Annotated in this window: 17 protein-coding genes; 5 read left to right on the top strand and 12 right to left on the bottom strand. The window is 31.0% G+C overall.

Features of this window, described 5'->3' with window-relative positions; all coding sequences use genetic code 11:
• Positions 1–49: 49 nt before the first annotated feature.
• A complete protein-coding gene (locus tag WAF17_RS08785; RefSeq protein ID WP_338768922.1) occupies positions 50–214 on the bottom strand; it encodes a hypothetical protein in 165 nt (54 codons plus the stop codon).
• Positions 215–426: 212 nt separating this feature from the next.
• Positions 427–1,239 carry a nicotinamidase gene (locus WAF17_RS08780; RefSeq protein WP_338768920.1) on the bottom strand — a complete coding sequence of 271 codons (813 nt, stop codon included), beginning with the start codon at positions 1,237–1,239 and terminating at the stop codon, positions 427–429.
• Between the two features lie 425 nt (positions 1,240–1,664).
• On the opposite strand from WAF17_RS08780, the gene WAF17_RS08775 reads away from it, so the two are divergent.
• Both WAF17_RS08775 and WAF17_RS08770 read left to right on the top strand, forming a co-directional pair.
• The gene (locus WAF17_RS08775; protein ID WP_338768917.1) at positions 1,665–2,075 is read left to right on the top strand and encodes a hypothetical protein; all 411 of its coding nucleotides are present in this window, start codon (positions 1,665–1,667) and stop codon (positions 2,073–2,075) included.
• A gap of 243 nt (positions 2,076–2,318) precedes the next feature.
• Positions 2,319–2,657 (top strand): hypothetical protein, encoded by a 339-nt coding sequence (locus WAF17_RS08770; RefSeq protein WP_338768914.1) that lies wholly within the window; start codon positions 2,319–2,321, stop codon positions 2,655–2,657.
• 1 nt (position 2,658) lies between these two features.
• Here the strand turns inward: WAF17_RS08770 and WAF17_RS08765 are convergent, their stop codons facing one another.
• Complete coding sequence (locus tag WAF17_RS08765; protein ID WP_338768912.1) at positions 2,659–3,000, bottom strand: MGMT family protein; 342 nt, start codon at positions 2,998–3,000, stop codon at positions 2,659–2,661.
• Positions 3,001–3,014: 14 nt separating this feature from the next.
• Positions 3,015–5,144 carry a LysM peptidoglycan-binding domain-containing protein gene (locus WAF17_RS08760; RefSeq protein ID WP_338768910.1) on the bottom strand — a complete coding sequence of 710 codons (2,130 nt, stop codon included), beginning with the start codon at positions 5,142–5,144 and terminating at the stop codon, positions 3,015–3,017.
• 215 nt (positions 5,145–5,359) lie between these two features.
• Here WAF17_RS08760 and WAF17_RS08755 point away from each other — a divergent pair, with 215 nt between their 5' ends.
• Positions 5,360–6,040: a DUF2461 domain-containing protein gene (locus WAF17_RS08755; protein WP_338768907.1), complete on the top strand. Its 681-nt coding sequence runs from the start codon at positions 5,360–5,362 to the stop codon at positions 6,038–6,040.
• An 85-nt stretch (positions 6,041–6,125) separates the two neighbouring features.
• Here WAF17_RS08755 and WAF17_RS08750 read toward each other — a convergent pair whose 3' ends face one another.
• From WAF17_RS08750 to WAF17_RS08735, 4 genes are all read right to left on the bottom strand, one after another.
• Complete coding sequence (locus tag WAF17_RS08750) at positions 6,126–6,329, bottom strand: hypothetical protein (protein WP_338768904.1); 204 nt, start codon at positions 6,327–6,329, stop codon at positions 6,126–6,128.
• Between the two features lie 29 nt (positions 6,330–6,358).
• Complete coding sequence (locus WAF17_RS08745; protein ID WP_338768902.1) at positions 6,359–6,808, bottom strand: hypothetical protein; 450 nt, start codon at positions 6,806–6,808, stop codon at positions 6,359–6,361.
• A gap of 28 nt (positions 6,809–6,836) precedes the next feature.
• Positions 6,837–8,387 (bottom strand): hypothetical protein, encoded by a 1,551-nt coding sequence (locus WAF17_RS08740; RefSeq protein ID WP_338768900.1) that lies wholly within the window; start codon positions 8,385–8,387, stop codon positions 6,837–6,839.
• 123 nt (positions 8,388–8,510) lie between these two features.
• Entirely contained in the window at positions 8,511–9,098 is a 588-nt protein-coding gene (locus tag WAF17_RS08735) for a hypothetical protein (protein ID WP_338768897.1), read from the bottom strand.
• 324 nt (positions 9,099–9,422) lie between these two features.
• On the opposite strand from WAF17_RS08735, the gene WAF17_RS08730 reads away from it, so the two are divergent.
• Both WAF17_RS08730 and WAF17_RS08725 read left to right on the top strand, forming a co-directional pair.
• Positions 9,423–9,851, top strand: coding sequence for a hypothetical protein (locus WAF17_RS08730; RefSeq protein WP_338768894.1), 429 nt, complete (start codon positions 9,423–9,425; stop codon positions 9,849–9,851).
• Between the two features lie 192 nt (positions 9,852–10,043).
• A complete protein-coding gene (locus tag WAF17_RS08725; RefSeq protein ID WP_338768892.1) occupies positions 10,044–10,646 on the top strand; it encodes a hypothetical protein in 603 nt (200 codons plus the stop codon).
• 323 nt (positions 10,647–10,969) lie between these two features.
• Here the strand turns inward: WAF17_RS08725 and WAF17_RS08720 are convergent, their stop codons facing one another.
• The 4 genes from WAF17_RS08720 to WAF17_RS08705 all read right to left on the bottom strand — a co-directional run bounded on the left by WAF17_RS08720 (position 10,970) and on the right by WAF17_RS08705 (position 16,594).
• Complete coding sequence (locus WAF17_RS08720; RefSeq protein WP_338768890.1) at positions 10,970–14,515, bottom strand: CHAT domain-containing tetratricopeptide repeat protein; 3,546 nt, start codon at positions 14,513–14,515, stop codon at positions 10,970–10,972.
• A 109-nt stretch (positions 14,516–14,624) separates the two neighbouring features.
• Positions 14,625–15,197, bottom strand: coding sequence for a YdeI/OmpD-associated family protein (locus WAF17_RS08715; protein WP_338768888.1), 573 nt, complete (start codon positions 15,195–15,197; stop codon positions 14,625–14,627).
• 67 nt (positions 15,198–15,264) lie between these two features.
• Positions 15,265–15,960, bottom strand: a complete 696-nt coding sequence (locus tag WAF17_RS08710) for a methyltransferase domain-containing protein (RefSeq protein WP_338768886.1) — start codon at positions 15,958–15,960, stop codon at positions 15,265–15,267.
• Between the two features lie 61 nt (positions 15,961–16,021).
• Positions 16,022–16,594: a hypothetical protein gene (locus tag WAF17_RS08705; protein ID WP_338768883.1), complete on the bottom strand. Its 573-nt coding sequence runs from the start codon at positions 16,592–16,594 to the stop codon at positions 16,022–16,024.
• Between the last annotated feature and the right edge of the window lie 100 nt (positions 16,595–16,694).

The following is a 16,694-nucleotide window of genomic DNA, read 5'->3' as shown; positions in this document are numbered from 1 at the left end:
AAAAGCCACTGCTTTAGCAAAACAATGGCTTTTAAATTAAAAAAAAAGATTAATCTTGACAACATTCAGCATCTAAGCCAACTGGTTGCAAGTATTCGAATGCACTAGTACGCTTACATACATAGTAATAACAATTAGGATTACCTCCTTTGATTTTTTTTACTTGTTTTGCAGATATAGCAAATTTCCCGAATTTCATTTTTAAATTTTTCATAATGTATTTTTTTTTTAGAAAAAGAATTAAGTCACTATTTGATTCAAATATGACTTTGTAAAAATAAAAAAAAATCTTCTTATAACTATATCAGTTTAGTATTCGTATGTTATGACAATAGAAGTGTTGATATAAAAATAGAATTCGTTGTAATATTTCTTCCTCTCTTTATCTAGATAAAATATTAACTATTCCATATTGACTTTTGATATTTAAATAATAACTTTATGATTATCACTCTTTACAAACTGAATTCCCAACTCTTTGGCTCTTTTATAAATAGGTTCTCCCAAATGCCCCATATTCGGAATATCAGACATACAATCTTCCAAAATAATTACCTTTTTTACAAGAGTAGGCGCATTATCTAAAATTTGTTTCAAACTCGTTGCTACACAGTGCGACTTTGCTTGTCCTGCTAAGTAAACATTTTCATACTCATTTAAAGAATCCAAAAGTGATTGATTGAGCTGCGTCTCTGGTCGGTCTGAAACAGGAATTTGAGCTTCAAAAATACCAAAATGTTCGGTAAGTGGATACGTTCCTTTTGTTACGGCTTGATATTGTTTATACTGACCGTTTTCTTTATTGATTTTTATCCAATCTTCTAAGGCTTTCGAAAGTGTTTCATCAAGGGCAGCTCCTTTTGAACCAATGAGACAGTGATGCGTCCAAATAAAATGAGGAAACTCGCCTTGTGCTTCTAAGTTTTTTAAATATTCTTTGGTTTCCTTTGGGTAAAAATTAGGAATCCATTTTTCTTCTTCTACTTCTTTTAGTGTAATTTGAGTAAAAGGATTTGGCTGATTTCCTTTTTCATCTTTCCAAAAAGAAGGGTGCGAAATATCATTTACTGGATGATTGTCAAGTGTTACGCAAATATGGTTTAATTGCTTTGCATTTCTTGTGATAAAATCTGAAAGGCGTTGAATATCATTTTCTGCATCTTGAACATACAAAGCACCAGCAGGGTTACAGAAATCATATTGAGCATCGATTATCAGAAGTGCGTTTTCGTTTTTCATTTTTTTGAAAGTTAGTATTATTTGTAGGAGTTAAAATATGTTTATTTATGATAACGTTAAAAATACACTAAGGTTCATTTTTTATCTATGTTTCTTAATAAATTCTGTAATTAGGTTTATTTGCTGGGGTTTTTATAAGTAAAAAAAAATAGGAGTATTTTGTGTATTTAAATCACTTGTGCAGAATTTAATACATATAAAATTGAGTTATTCCAAATTTTATTTTTTACAAACTTGTTTTTTTGTGAAAAACTATCATAAACTGCATGATTTTTGATTTACAGAAATAAAAAACAAACAAAGTATTTAATAGTCTAATATTGAAGATTTTTATTATGCTTAGTGTAATTAAGTGTTCTATAATTATCAATTTAGATATTTATTTATTTTTATTTCCCATTTCCCCCTTACTCCCCTAAACTATTATGAAAGAAGTAAAAGATGAAAGCCAACATGTATTTGTTCGAATAGAACATTGGAAAGAAAAGAATACTACTTATGCAAACTGGATGGGTGCTGACTTGAGCGTTGATGAAATAAAAGAAGGTGCTATGGCAATACTAGAAGAACTTACAGAAAACCAGACATCGTTTGTCATAAATGATAACAGAGAGATAACAGGAGTTTGGGATGAAGTAAATGATTGGATTGCAAACGAATGGATGCCTAGAGCAATAGGAGCAGGGATGACCAAGTTTGCTCATATTTTATCAAGTGATTTGTTTTCTCAACTTTCTGCGGAGTTTATGGAAGATAATAGTAAGACGGTAGAAGGTGATTTTCAATTGCGTACATTTGGTAATCTAGAAGAGGTTGAAAAATGGCTTACAGAATAAGCAAACAATGTTTTATTAAAACTTCACTCTGATTCTTACTAAATCAAAACAAACCTTAGTTTAAATTTTAGGATATCCTAAATTAAACTAAGGTTTGTTTTTTTATTGATATCTCTCAATAAATTGTCTTTTTTATTTTGCTTGTATGATTTTTGAGCTATAAATTATAATAAAATTAAGTTTATCACTTTAATTGTCTTATGCTTTGAAGTATCTGATAATTTTTTTTGACTAAAAAAATTTATGAAAATCCAATCTCAATTTCTATCTCATTATTTGAGAAAAAATATTTCGTTTCTATTACTTATTTGTGCATTATTTGTTTTTAGTGGAACATTAACTTCTTGTAGAGGAAACAAACCATCAGACCAAGCGAGTGAACAAGAAGCAGGAAAAAAGAAGAAAAAAAGACCAAAAAAATGTAAAGATGAGGGTTGTAAAGTAAGAATGTCGCATTATCATGAAGGGCAAGAATTTAAAGGAAAAAGAGGTAATTTTTTCATACGCCTTTTCACACCCAAAGAATCCAAATACGGACAAGGAAGACACAGAAACCACGGTTGGAAGAAGGGAAAGAAGTAATTTATAAAAGTTCTGTTTGAGGATTCCAAAATACTTTTTCGAAATCTTGTATTTGATGCTCTTCTACTTTTATATCTTCAGCTTCTAAAAGCTCTTGCATTTTGGTAGGAGTTTCGAAGTGGTGTCTGCCACTCAAAAGTCCGTTTCTATTTACTACTCTGTGAGCAGGAATTTTTATATTTCTAGTTTGATTGATAACTTGACAGTTATTCATAACCCAACCTACCATTCTTGCACCTCTATTGTGTCCTAAAAATTTAGCAATCGCTCCATAAGAAGTTACTCGTCCTTTTGGAATTTGTAAAACTAGGTCTATTACGTCTTCTTGAAAGGTAGTTTTCATAAATCTAAGTATATTTAGCTAAAACTAATCCCAGCATCAAGCACTTTTTGAGGACGAGTACGCACTCTTGCATCAGTCGCATTGGCTACAATGGTCTGAATTACTCGTTTTTCATCTATATTTTTGAGTGCTGCTACCGAACGAATACCTGTTTGTTTCATCACTTGTTCCATAGCTGGAGCAAAAATACGCAATGCACCTGTAAGTCCTTGATTTACAGCTAAATCTATCAAGACAGTTATTCCTCCTGCTGAATTTATAAAATCTGTAACAGGCTCACGGTTTACATCTACTCCATTTGCATTAAGTGAAATTTTGGCTCTAAGTGCAGGTTTTACATATTCTTGTACGGCTGCCAAAACTTGTAGTTTAGCTACTTCAACATTTTGTCCTGCCCTTATGAATACGCCATGAAGAACTTTATCTGAACGGATATATTTCTCTGCATCTGTTCCTTCATAACGCTTTCCATTTGGCGTAAAGACGACCATTTTTGCAGCATTGTATTTGTCATTTCTGTATGTGTATTCTACATCAAGTCCAAATCTTCCAAAGGCTTCTTCAAATAAAGATGGGTTTCGGTCTTTTATGAGTGCCATCATATGAGGGAAAGTTCCTCCTCCTGTTTGTCCTGCAAACTGAATAAAACCAAAAGAAAAAGCAGCTTTATCATAGCTATTTATTGCATCAAATTTTCCTTCGTTTTTAGACACAAACTCTAAGGCTTCGGCAAGTTGGCGTGAAAGTCCAACACTTTCATAATACGATGCTGGAATATCGTGAATTACAGTTCCAGAATACGAAATCCCATACGGATAAACACTATAATTACTTCTTACAAAATTAGAGAAGCGAACTTTTTCTAAGTTTCCTCTATGGTCTTTGTAAGTGATATTATAGGTCGTATGCTCTCTAAGTAATTTATAAGTTACATCATTTGGCTTGATGAGTCCATTAGAATAACCAGAAGCTCCAATGAGTGATGATTTTCCTGCCCACCAGTCAATTTTATTCCTTCGTTGAAAATTATCTATTGCTGAAATAGTAGCTTGAATTTGTGAAAGACCACCGACAGCATTCATATAATCTAACTGTACGAAACGCTGTTGTACTTTTTCTACATCAACCTGACGGTTTGCACCACCACGCCCAACACTTGCAGAAAGTCCTCCACTTCCAAAAATCTGAACTCCATTTATTGCATCAAGATTTATTACTTCTTTTTTATTTTGTTCGTATTTCGAAATATTTCCTGTCTCTGACACAGAAGAAGAAGAATTTCCTTTCGAAGCTCCACTTCCCATATTCGTACTTACACTACTATTTGAGCTAGATGAAGAACTATAACTCGTTGTCTTTGCTTTTTTCGTAATCATCAAACGCTGTCCTAACGAAAGTGCGTTTGAGCTAAGTCCATTACTTTCTTTAATATCTTGAACACCAACATTATATGCCATTGCAATTCTGTACAAAGAATCTCCTGAAACAACAGTATGATAAATAATTTTTGGAGCAGCTTGTGTAGGTTGTGGGTTTTGAACAGGTGCAGCTTGAGAGGCAACTTCAGGCTTTTCTTCTAAATAAAGCATCTGACCAATACGCAAAATATTACTTGTCAGATTATTAATACTTTTGATTTCATTTACCGAAACACCGACTTTTTGAGAAACTCGCCACATACTATCACCAGCCTGTACTACATAACTTGGGCGAGGAGTAAAAACAGGAGCTTTTACAACTGTTGGCGAATTGGTTTGAATAGTTGGTGTACTATTAGAAATACTAGCTGACGTAGCATCTGAACCTCCACCACTTATACGAAGCTGTTGTCCTAGTGAAAGTGCATTCGATGTGAGGTTATTTAAAGCTTTTATTTCATTTACAGAAAGATTCAGTTTTGTAGCAATTCTCCAAAGTGAATCTCCAGCCTGTACGGTGTAAAAACTGGTTGTTGGGGAAGATGCAACGGCAGTATTTCCACCTCCATACGTAGGAGTAGATTGGCTAACTTGCAAACGTTGTCCTAACGAAAGACTAGCATCTGACATATTATTAAGTCTTCGAATTTCATCTACTGAAATTTGATATTGCCTAGAAATTCCCCAAAGTGTGTCGCCACTCTGTACTGTATGATAAGTTGCCATTCAAAAAGTAGTATAATTGTCTAAAAAATATTCGCAATGGTAAGATACACAATTTTTTGTTTTTTGAGAATAGAATTTTGATTTTGTATTGATTTATACAAATTAATCTAAAAAAAGCATTTTATCTCAAACCTAATTGTTTCAATACTGTTTTATCGAAGTAGCGAAATATAATATGACTTTTCATAATTTTAATTCAGAACTCCCCATTAAAAATGCTCCCTTTAACATTAGCTTTCCTCAAAAAATTACATAAAAATAACGATAGAGATTGGTTTAAAGAACACAAAAAAGAATATGAAGCTGCAAGAGAAGAGTTTTCTGTCTTAGTTACGGCTCTTTTAGAATATTTTATACATAAAATTGACCCTGCTTTTTCTAGTATAACAGCAAAAGATTGCATATTTAGATTGAATAGAGATATTCGTTTTAGTAAAGACAAAACACCTTACAAAACTTATTTTAGTGCTGTTTTGCATCCAGACGGAAGAAAAACGGAAAAACCTATTTTTTATCTTCACATTGCCCCAAATGATAATTCATTTCTAGCCATTGGTGTTTATCAACCCAACAAAAATTATATCAAAAAAATTAGAGAAGAAATTGATTATAATGCAGACGAACTAAAAGCAATTTTCAATAAAAAAGAATTCAAAAAATACTTTGATGGATTTTCAGAAATGGAAAACGGAGTTTTGAAAACTGCTCCTCGTGGTTATCCAAAAGACCACCCAAACATCGAACTACTTAGATTTAAACATTTTATTGTAGAAAAATCAATTACAGATAAAGAACTTTTATCTGATGATATTGCTCAAAAAATAGCAGAAATAGCCATTGCAGGACAGCCTTTAAATGACTGGTTGAATGTAGTTTGGGAAGAAGTGGAGGGATAGGAATTAGGAAATGGATATTGGGAAATGGGAATTACAAATACATTTTAACCACAGAGAAAGAAGAGATTGAGGAGAATGAAAATTATTAGATTATACTGCTTTCCTTAGCTTTTCCTTTCAAAAATTGATTAATAAAATCAACATCTATTTCCATTTTTTGAGCAAACTCTTGATTAGAAATTTTTCTAAACTCTAGTTCATCTATTAAACGTTCGCTTGGGTGTATAGCATCTCCTGCTAATGTAATATCTACAAAAACGGGCTCAAAAGGTTTATTGCTTTTATTCATAATGTTTTGATATTTCAGTTACTTTTACCTCAACTTAAATACAAGTCTCTATATCCTTTATAAAATGTTTTAGAACTTAGCCTAATTCCTGCTTTACCGATAAACCAATTGTCTACGATTGGTAGTTCTTTTATTATATTAGGAATAAATGGATTGAAACTAACTATAATTATATGTTTCCAACCTCTACTAATTTGTTGTTCTGGGAAAGCAAACTGTTGAGTTACTTCAAGTAGTTCAGACTCTAAAAAAGTATAATTCAACGGATTATTTTCATCAAAAATCACTTCAAATTTATGATTTAGTTCTATTTCAAAACCTGAATAACTAGAAAAAAAGCAAAGAGAATTTATATCTATACCTTTAGAAAATGCTTTTTTCATTTTTGTGTAAACTTCTAGATCAACTTGCCCCTCTATTCTTATTGTAGGTTCGCTACCCATAAAGTTTGTAGATGATATAATTTCACTATAATTCATAGTACATTAAAGTTTGATACAAGAAAATTTACTCCAATTCCAAATAAATCTTTCGCTCTTTCTCTTTAATATAGGCTCTCAAATCTTTGTAAGGAATATAAATCGGAAAAAAGCGTTTTTGTGAGCGACTATAAAGTGTCAGTCTCAAATTATCAGGTAGAAAATTATAATGCTCCAAAACGGTAAGTGAATCATAAGGTTCAAACTCCATTTGGTGGCGTTGAGATTCTACTTCTACGTGGCGTTTGGCTCGTAAGTGAATACGTGCTTCAAAACTGTTTTGAGGGTTTCTTTTATCTACTTCGGTTTCGAATAAGTGATTAAGCCTGAAAACCTCATTCTTTTTTAAGTCATAATTAAAGGCTACATATTCTGTTCTTTTACTTCCTTGACGAATAAAAAACAGTCCACTAATTAGGTTCTGATTCGCAAAAAGAATATTATAATTTATTTCTATGTCGCAATTTCGATTTTGAGAATCGGTGGTATCTAGTTTAGCCAAAAATTCCTTCTGCCACGCATTTACGTGCGATTTGATATAGGTATTATTAAAATCTTTCAAAATATCTTCATTTTCTATTCCTGTAATTTGAGGATAATAAATACAGAGAGAACTCCCATCAGAAGTTTTGAAACGTTTGATGTGATTTTCTAATGAGTAAGGAAGAATTTTTTCTTCATAGAGAAAATCTAGTTTTTGATTCGTTTTGGCAGACTCCCAAATACCTTTAAAGTTATAGTCATAATCTACTGAACCTTTGAAATAGCCCGAAATAGTTTCGGCATCTAAGGCAGCTCGTTCTTCGATTATCCATTCAAATTTCTTATTATTTTTATCATCTACATTTATATTATCTTTATAATCTAGTGCATTTTCTAAATAAATATCTCGCCAAAAAGTATCATAAAAATAAACACCACGCTGAAATTGAGGCGAACTAACATCAGCCGTTACACAAACATAAGCCCAGAGTGAATAATCTTTGCCTTCAATAGTTCCTTTCATACGTAACCATTCTCCACGTTCCCATTGTGTAGAAATAGCTGCATTTTGTTGGTTTTGTTTTTCAAAAGGACTTTTATCCCAAACAAAATAAGCATTTTTGTAAGGCAAAAAAACAGCAGAAGGTTCTTGCCAACTTCCTACGGCTGGGTGGGGAGTTTGTGAGTAGGTAAGGCGAGTAGTCGTATTTCCTCCATTTTCTAAAAGAAAAAATGTATAAGTATTTTCTTTTTTTATGAGTTTCTGAACAAGCCAAACACGCTGTGTCAAGTTGGCTTGATAACGAATTTGCATACGCTCGTTTGCTAAATCATACTCAAATTTAAAAGTCGGGTTCATTCCTTCATAAGGTTCTATCAAAATTCTTTTTCCTTCTCGTTCCGTCAAAAGAAACCATTCTTTAGGAAGTTTTTCGACGGCTTTGGCAATTTCTTTAGGTTTTTCAAATTCGTTAGAAGATGAACAGGAAACCCAAAAAAGGGAAATAATAACAACACTCAAAAGGTAAAATACTGACCTTTTAGCGATAGAGTTGATATAATAAAAAGAAAAGAAATTTTTGGATAAATACTTCAAGAGAAACAATTATTTGATAGGAAGACTTAATTTGTGTCTAAAATTACAAAATACAATTTAGAAAAAAAGTCTATTTGCTATAAATCTCTCTTTTAAGGTTCAATTCTTTATAGAGTTTGTTTTTTATCCCAAAACAGGGCTTTCACACAATTTTTTCAGTTGTTCCAAACTTATATTTGTTTCTTTTTCAATTTTGGACTTATAATAAAAATAAGCTAGATAACGCACAAAAGGATTGTCTCCCAAGTCAATTTCTAATGTAAACTTTAACATTGAATTTACATTAGTATCGCTATTTCTATTAATTGATTGTACTTCAAATTCGCCCTCTATATGTGTACCTAAGTTCTCAAAATTGGCAATATATTTTAGTGTTTGTAAATCTGATTTTGATGGCTTTTGAGTTATAATAGATTGAATATATAACTCTACTTTTTCAGAGTTTTTAGAATTATTTTCTTCTCTAAGTTTCATAAATGCACCTACTCCTTGTGGAAATTGAGAGTAAATATAGTTTTTATCAGAAGTTTTTTCGTAGTGTTCCCAATCTAGCCATTTTTCCCATTTAGGCAAATCATACAAACAGCTAGAGATATGAGCAGAAGAAGAATGAATATCTATTGATTGCTCAATAAGTAATGTTTTTGGAAGCAAAAGACCACCATATACGATAATAGTAGAAAGTAAGAAAAGCAGAATAGTAGTTCGCATGAGGTATCAATAGTTATGTCAAGCTGGATGATAATTTATTTTTTATGACAGAACAAAAGTAACATCAGACATCGTAAAGGATATGAGCAGTAAAATTATAAAACTATTTTTTTTAAGAACAAGTCATTTAATACCAAAATGTATCATTTAATTCATTTTTAAGGTATTTATCTAAATAAAATCTTCTTTTAGTGCAAAAAACATCTATAGTTATTTTGAAAACTCATTGATTTTAAGTAACTTATAAAAGTAAAATACACTATCGCTAAAAACACAAGTTAAGTTTATCAAAAATACCTACACACACAAAAAAATATACTAATTATGGTTGCAACAGCAAATCCAACGAGCGACAAGCACGTACAAAATTATTTACGTGGACTGGCTGAAGAAGTCAATGGAAAATATACTGATTATTCAGACGATACAGTTATCGTAACAATTCCCCTCAGTGATGGACGTTATCAAAATGTAAAAGGATATATTATTCCTAGAGGAGATGGTGTTATGTTAGAATTTATGTCTAAAGTCTGTAAATTAGATGATTATAAAGATATTAGTTTGGAAGAACTTTTAGAGCTAAATAGTGGTCTTTGTTATTCCAAAATTTTACTCAAAGATGGTTATGTAGAGGTAGGTTCTTCTACCAAATACGAACTTTGTACTTATGACCAAGTTCGGTATATGATTTTTGAAGTAGCACGAGTAGCTGACGAACTAGAGAATCGTTTTACAGGTGAAGACGTTTATTAAAGACTACATAAAAAAAGAAAAATTGCTTTTTACTTTTCTAAAACCTTTACTCAACTTTTGCAAAGAGTTGAGCAAAGGTTTTTCTTTTTTTCAATTGTTTCAAAGCAAACTAGAAATTCGTAAATTGATAATTAAAGGCAAACCTTTGTTTGTCTAAACTAACTTCAATCAACTTATTTACTATTTATTATTATGAATATCAGAAATTTAAAATTTTGTATCCTAGTTATCTTTGCTACAAGTCTTTTCTCGTGTGGCTCTAACCAAACAAAAGAAACGGAATCTACTGAAGTAGAAACTATGGACACTACAACAGTAGTTGTAGAAGAGGTGAAAGAGGAAGTAGTAGAAGAAAAAAAACAAGAAAATGAACTCATTATCTATGAAAAAACTTTTTTGGGACTTTCGTCAGATATGAAAATAGCAGATTATGAAGGAACACTAGAAAAAGGCTTACTACAAACAGGAGAAGGCGATTTTGATATTTTTAATGTCAAAGATAAAGATGGAAATATAGTTGCTTATTTTGTTCCTTTTGAGGAAAAAGTAGGTTCTATTACTGTTACTTCGGAACTTGCTCAAACAGAAGATGGAATCAGTATAGGAGATACTTTTGGGACTTTGCTAGAAAAATATCCGAATCTGAAAGTCTATGGCTCTGAAATAGAAGGCTATACACAGGCTATTGTAAATGATGAGCTAGGTTATAGACTTGATGAGCAACATTATGATTATGAACTCAAAACAAGTGATATAAAGAAAGATTCAAAAATAATTGAAATTACAGTTAAGTAACTGTACAAAATTAAATATAAGTAATGACTGATTAGCGAGTGATTTGGCTTCGCCGAGCTATCGGTTTTATGATTACTATGATGATTATAGGATAATACAAAATTATATAATAAAATAATAAATTATATTTGAAATTGCATTTATCTTCATTTTATCATATAAATAATTTACCAATAAGTTATGGTATTTTTAGTTATATTTAATTCTACTCATTTACTTACGCAATTAAAAAAGCGAAATCCATAGCTTTAGTTATAGGAAAGCAAAATAGGTTGTTTTCTCATGATTAAAATTATGGGTTTCGTTTTGTATAAAAAATACCTTTATTCTCCCACCAATAAAATACCTGCCCAATAATAAGGATTTCTGAATTTTTCTGATGCTCTCATTCTTTGTTTGGCTAATTGTAAGGATTCTGAATATGTTTTTCCTTCTGCAACAAATCCATACAAAGAAGTCATTAGCTCTTTTGTAGCCAAATCATCTATTTGCCAAAGAGAAAAAATAACATTTTTTGTTCCTGCATTCAGAAACGAACGAGTAAGCGTGATTACGCCTTCTCCTTCCACAACTTGCCCAACTCCAGAACGGCAACTGCTCAAAACAACCAGTTCGTTAGGAAAAGACATTCCGTACAAATCACTTGCATAAAATTTCTGTGGCATTTCTTTTCCAAATAACCAAATATGAGAATTAAAAGGTGTTTTTGTAAATGTCTGACTATGTGTAGCTAGGTGCAACCTTCTTGTCTTGGCTGCAAAGGTTTTTAAATTTTCTTGATTGGCTTCTAAGTTTGTAAAAGATAAAGCATTTTTATCTTGATTAGTAAATAAATTAGAAATCTCTTCTACTTCTTCTTTGCTGTATGGAAGCGAACTCAAATTACTTCGATTACTTGCCAAAAGATTATTATTTTCTTCCTTTTCTTCAAAAACAGGCGCAAACCCAACAAACTCATATTCATAATTTACTTGATTTTTACTCTGTCTTTGAGAGACCCAAAGTGAGGAGGAGTAATGAAAAGAAATTTCTTTTTTGAGTAACGGATAATCTACTTCTTGGCTAGATAAATCACTTTTAGATGTACTTGATAATGTAGAAAAAGGGATTTGCTGTAAGATAGCATCAGGAATAATAATAAGTTTTTGACTTGTTTTAATAGATGACTCAATCGGTTGAATGATTATTTTATAAAGTGCATTGCTTTGTTGTACAAATTTTTCTAAGCTACAATCTTTAGCCAAACAGTTTCTATATTTTTTCAAGGTTTTCTCAAAATCAATAGGTTTTATTCTATAAAATAACTGTCTGTTTTTACTGATTACTTGAACAAATAAATACGGCTCAAACCATTGATAAACAATCATTTGTTCATTTTCTTTCAAGTTATCTTTTACAGTTTGGGTCGTAACTAATTGACTAGATTCTTGAAGTTTTTTATAGCTCTTAAACTTTTTAGATAATTCATTTTTGAGTTCTTGATGTTTATTTCTTATTTCTAAAATTTGTTGATTATAATAAGCTAGTTTGGTGATTTGATTCTCGGTTTTTTCTTCATTTTCTATACTCTCTAGCTCTAATATTTCACGTTTATAATAATCTGTGAGTGAACTATAATTTACATCTAACTTTCTCAAATTTTCAGGAACTTGTGTCATTACAAGAGCTTCCTGTGTTTGTTTTCGTAATAAAGAAGCACGGTTTTTTTCTGCAAAATAAAAAGCATCTTCATAAATTTGTTCATCTACATTTTTCGTTTTGGTAGCCTCAAAACAGGTAGAAAGAGCTTTTCCATAAATTTCAGTTGTCAGTTTGCTAATAAGTAATTGGTCGGTATCGGTATGCAATTGAGAGCGCATTTTATCAATTATTTCATCTGCTTTTCTATAATAATTTAGACGTGTGTTGAAAGAAAACTTGTTCAAATCAGCCAAACCTTTATAGGAATCTAAAGCTACTTCTAAGTCTGCATAATCTTTTCCTAAACGATTTACTTCTATTGATTTTTTATGGTTTTCTTCGGCTCTAGTAAAGTCTGAAATAGCTGCAAAACAGTTTCCCAAATTATTCAGAACGTTTGCACTAATCCACTTTTTATTACTCTTTTCTTTTTCTACTAGTGATTTTTTATAATAAAAAATAGCTGAATCATAATTTTGCTGCATTTCGAAAGCATAGCCTAAATTATTATACACTCTTCCTATACTTGCTCTATTTCTATTTTTTTCTGGTAAGGCATTTTCGGCAGCTAAAGACAGATGATAATACGTGTAGGCAGAATCATAGTTTTCAAGATTTCGATATACCATTCCCAAACTACTATACGTTCGTCCGAGAATATAAAATCTATCTTTGAAAAATAATTCTTCTAGGATTTTTTTAGCTTCTAACGTATGAAAAAGAGCTTTTTTAGCTTTTTCTAGTTTTAGATAAGCTGTCGAAATGACTTGATGAGAACGAGCAATAGCTGTTGGGAAATTTCTCTGTTCTTGTGCTTCATAGATTTCAATTGCACGTTTAGAATACTCTACCGACTGCTGCAAATTGTTTTGTTCTCTATAAATACTTGCGACTAAGGAATAGACATTTGCCACCTGTACGTGATTTTCTCCTAATGCTTTTCTAGTTAGGTCTAAATATTTTTCTGAATAAAAAAAAGATTTTTCATAATTATTTATTTTAGAATAAGCAATAGCATTAATTTTATAGACATCAATTTGAAGGTAAGCCGAAGCAACAGGATTTTCTAGTATTTTATCTGAATAATCAACTGCTTTTTGATAGAAATTTTGATAAAAATAAAGAAGTGATTTGTGGGCATAAAGCTGTTGAACTTGATGTGATTTTGTAGAATATAGCTCTGAAAACTGCTCTATATATTCATCTATTAATTTTTCTTCTTCCTCCCACTTACGAGTTTCTAAAAGCATAGCACTTCGCACCCGAATATGGTCTTGAAAGACAGCGTTTGTAGCAGGGGTTTTTTGACAAAGCGTCCAAACAGAATCACTAACTTCTACTACGTTTTTCATCTTTCTCTCAATGAATAATTTGGTCATAGACAAGACATGATAGCGCAATTCTAGTTCAGTTTGAGGAGCATATTTAGTAACCTTTTCTTGAATTTCATCTAAATAAACTTGACTTTCTCTTATCTTTAATTGATAAAGCAAAAGCACTTTTGCGTACTGAATTTGAGCATTTGTTTTTTCAATTTCGTTGGCAGTTTGTGGCAAATAATCAATTGTTTTTTGAGCAAGTGAAAGAGCTTCATTAGGCATTCCGTAGGAAATAAAAAGCTGACTAAGAAGATAGGTTTGCTCGGATGCAGTCTCAAATTTTGAGTTTTTGAAATTCTCTATTTTTAAAAAGTCTAGGTTTATAGGCGCAACACTTGCATATCTTTTTGCTAACTGATAGCTTTTGAGCTGTTCATAATCTGGAATTTTTTCAAATAAATCAACTGATTTTTGATAAAACCCCTTCCAATACTCATACTTTGCTTCTTGAAAGGTTATTTGATGAATTAATTCAGCTTCTTTTTTTGAATTTAGTTTTAAGTTCTGTAATTCTTCAATTGACTTTTCAATAACTTCAGCATTGCCAACTAAATAAGCTACATTGAGTCGTTGTATTTGAAAAGTGATGTAGTTTTTAGTTTCTTTCTTGGGGTTTAGCTCTGATACGTACTTATCATAATAGAATAATGTACTATCTATTTCATTATTCTGCCACGCTGAATTTATTTTTTTTTGATAAAAAGCATCTTTTTCTAAACTACTTTTGAGGTTATCTTGAGCTTTTGATAAAAATGAAAAGCTAAAGAATAGTAATAAAAAAAAAGAGAATGAAACAGAATTATTTTTCATAGTAGTTGTTTTGTTGGAAGATTTATCAAAATCTGAATAAAACAAATCTAATGAAAAATCAAATGGAATAGAAACAACTAAGAGCAATTGTGTAGGTTTATCCCCTTTCTCAAAACTGTTTGGGTTTCAACCCTTTACTGGCAAGTTCTGCAATTTGAGTAATTCGCTTCTGTCTTGTTTCCTGTCTTTTGGCAGAGATAACCCAATATAACATTGTCTTTCTAACTGATTTACTTAAACTCATAAAAAAGTCCATTGCATTTTCATTTGATTGTAATGCTGCTTCTAAGTCTTTTGGAATAAGTAATGCTTCAACACTATCTAAAATTTCCCAACTACCATTTTGTTTTGCAATTTTTATACAGTCCAAACCTGTTTGCATCATCAACCCTTTGGCTATAAGCTGCTCAACTTTTTCCTTATTGACTTTAGACCAAGTGCCTTTTGGTTTTCGTTTAGAAAAATATTGAATATACCTTTCTTCATCCAACGTTTTTTTGACGCTATCAATCCAACCAAAACACAGAGCCTCATCTACAGCATCACTCCAAGTCAGCGTTGGTTTTCCTGTCTTCTTTTTATAAAAAATAAGCCAAACAGCATCTTTTTGAATATGATTTGTAACTAACCATTCTCTCCATTGCTGTTTGCTTTGTGGATAATATGTTTCTATTTCTTTCATTAAAATTTATTTCATTGTTACTAAAATAAGATTAATATCAATACCAGTTTTATTCTTTGATTGGTTGTCATTTTCTTTTTTTATAATACGATTTTACAACATCTTGACCTGTGTAATTTGCTCCAGCTTTATCATCTGCTCCTAGATATATAAAATCATCTTGCATATTTTTATTTCCTTCTATGCTAAGAAGTTTCGTTCTTAAATTGTAATCTATATTTTCTTTCCGAAAATATTTTTGAATTGCCTTTTTGCTATCTACTTCATTTGTAATTTCTATATCTTTTATATCAAGATTAGCTAATAACATTCCATCATTTTTTAATCTACTTGCTGCATATCTTATCAATTTCAATTTATCTCCAGTGTAGTGCAATCCGTGTACAATCGTAATCAAATCATATTTGAGATCTGTCTTCCAATCTGATAAGTTTGTTTCGCTAACTTCTAATATGTCTTTGGCTTCGAAAACAGATGGGTTGAAATATCCGACTAAATCTATTCCTTCCAACTTATATCTATAACTGTTTACTTCTTTTTTAAGAATATTCGCAACTTCTAATAAGGCGTTCCCTTCTCCACAACACAAATCTACCCAGCGAACTTCTTGCTCATTTTCAATGCCTTTCAAATATGATTCAATATTAATTTTGATGTCTTTCTCATAGCTGTTTACACCCGAAGCTACTCTTTTTCTGTTCATTGCATTATTTGCCACTACTGACGACCACGAGAGTTCATTATCGTTTTTTAGGTTTTTCATAAGTGATGTTTTGCTCATCTTTGAATGCAAAATATTTACTTGTTTGAAAAATGAGTGAAAGTTAATTTTCAGAAAGTAACTCTTCAAATTTAGCATCAATCTTTTCTTTCACAGCTTTACGTATTTCATTGGTTACTATATTATCAATCATTTTTGATGATTTTTTTGCAGAACAAAAACCATTAATATTTATCTTACCCATAACATCCACACTACCATATTCGTCAAGTCTAGTTACCTTACTATCTTTGTAAATTTTACAGTTCCACCTGTATGAATTATGGGATTCAAAATCTATACTTTTAAAAAGAGGTGCAAATCTACTCCAGTCTGTATCTATATCTTTTCTAATATAAATTTTTATAGTATTTGTATCTTTTTCAACACTATTTTGGTGTGAGTCATAAAAACGAAAATATATATCTTGTTCTATATCAAGAATATCTACTGTATCTGTTTCAAATATAGCTTTAGAGGTCTTCGAATTATGATGACTTGAGACATTGGTATTATAAGAATAATTTGTTTTATAATAATAAAAATCAGCAGGTATAATTTCTCTTACAACGAAATAAGAGAAAATAAAGATAGCAGCTATTTTGATTAGTTTTTTGCTTCTATTTGTAAGATTCATTTTTGTGAGTGTTTTTTCAGCCGATTCTAATTTATACAAATGTAGCTAACTTCAAACAAAAAAAGACAAGGCACAAACCTCGTCTTTAAGAAAAAATCAT

The sequence above is a fragment of the Bernardetia sp. ABR2-2B genome (assembly GCF_037126435.1).
In the GTDB taxonomy this organism is placed as follows: domain Bacteria; phylum Bacteroidota; class Bacteroidia; order Cytophagales; family Bernardetiaceae; genus Bernardetia.
This window is presented reverse-complemented; position numbering and strand designations above follow the sequence as displayed.

Coding starts and splice junctions, on each gene's coding strand:
- WAF17_RS08765 (WP_338768912.1), bottom strand. CDS start 3,000: ATGAAAACTACCTTTCAAGAAGACGTAATAGACCTAGTTTTACAAATT.
- WAF17_RS08705 (WP_338768883.1), bottom strand. CDS start 16,594: ATGAATCTTACAAATAGAAGCAAAAAACTAATCAAAATAGCTGCTATC.
- WAF17_RS08770 (WP_338768914.1), top strand. CDS start 2,319: ATGAAAATCCAATCTCAATTTCTATCTCATTATTTGAGAAAAAATATT.
- WAF17_RS08735 (WP_338768897.1), bottom strand. CDS start 9,098: ATGCGAACTACTATTCTGCTTTTCTTACTTTCTACTATTATCGTATAT.
- WAF17_RS08710 (WP_338768886.1), bottom strand. CDS start 15,960: ATGAAAAACCTAAAAAACGATAATGAACTCTCGTGGTCGTCAGTAGTG.
- WAF17_RS08730 (WP_338768894.1), top strand. CDS start 9,423: ATGGTTGCAACAGCAAATCCAACGAGCGACAAGCACGTACAAAATTAT.
- WAF17_RS08720 (WP_338768890.1), bottom strand. CDS start 14,515: ATGAAAAATAATTCTGTTTCATTCTCTTTTTTTTTATTACTATTCTTT.
- WAF17_RS08755 (WP_338768907.1), top strand. CDS start 5,360: ATGCTCCCTTTAACATTAGCTTTCCTCAAAAAATTACATAAAAATAAC.
- WAF17_RS08725 (WP_338768892.1), top strand. CDS start 10,044: ATGAATATCAGAAATTTAAAATTTTGTATCCTAGTTATCTTTGCTACA.
- WAF17_RS08780 (WP_338768920.1), bottom strand. CDS start 1,239: ATGAAAAACGAAAACGCACTTCTGATAATCGATGCTCAATATGATTTC.
- WAF17_RS08715 (WP_338768888.1), bottom strand. CDS start 15,197: ATGAAAGAAATAGAAACATATTATCCACAAAGCAAACAGCAATGGAGA.
- WAF17_RS08745 (WP_338768902.1), bottom strand. CDS start 6,808: ATGAATTATAGTGAAATTATATCATCTACAAACTTTATGGGTAGCGAA.
- WAF17_RS08760 (WP_338768910.1), bottom strand. CDS start 5,144: ATGGCAACTTATCATACAGTACAGAGTGGCGACACACTTTGGGGAATT.
- WAF17_RS08785 (WP_338768922.1), bottom strand. CDS start 214: ATGAAAAATTTAAAAATGAAATTCGGGAAATTTGCTATATCTGCAAAA.
- WAF17_RS08775 (WP_338768917.1), top strand. CDS start 1,665: ATGAAAGAAGTAAAAGATGAAAGCCAACATGTATTTGTTCGAATAGAA.
- WAF17_RS08750 (WP_338768904.1), bottom strand. CDS start 6,329: ATGAATAAAAGCAATAAACCTTTTGAGCCCGTTTTTGTAGATATTACA.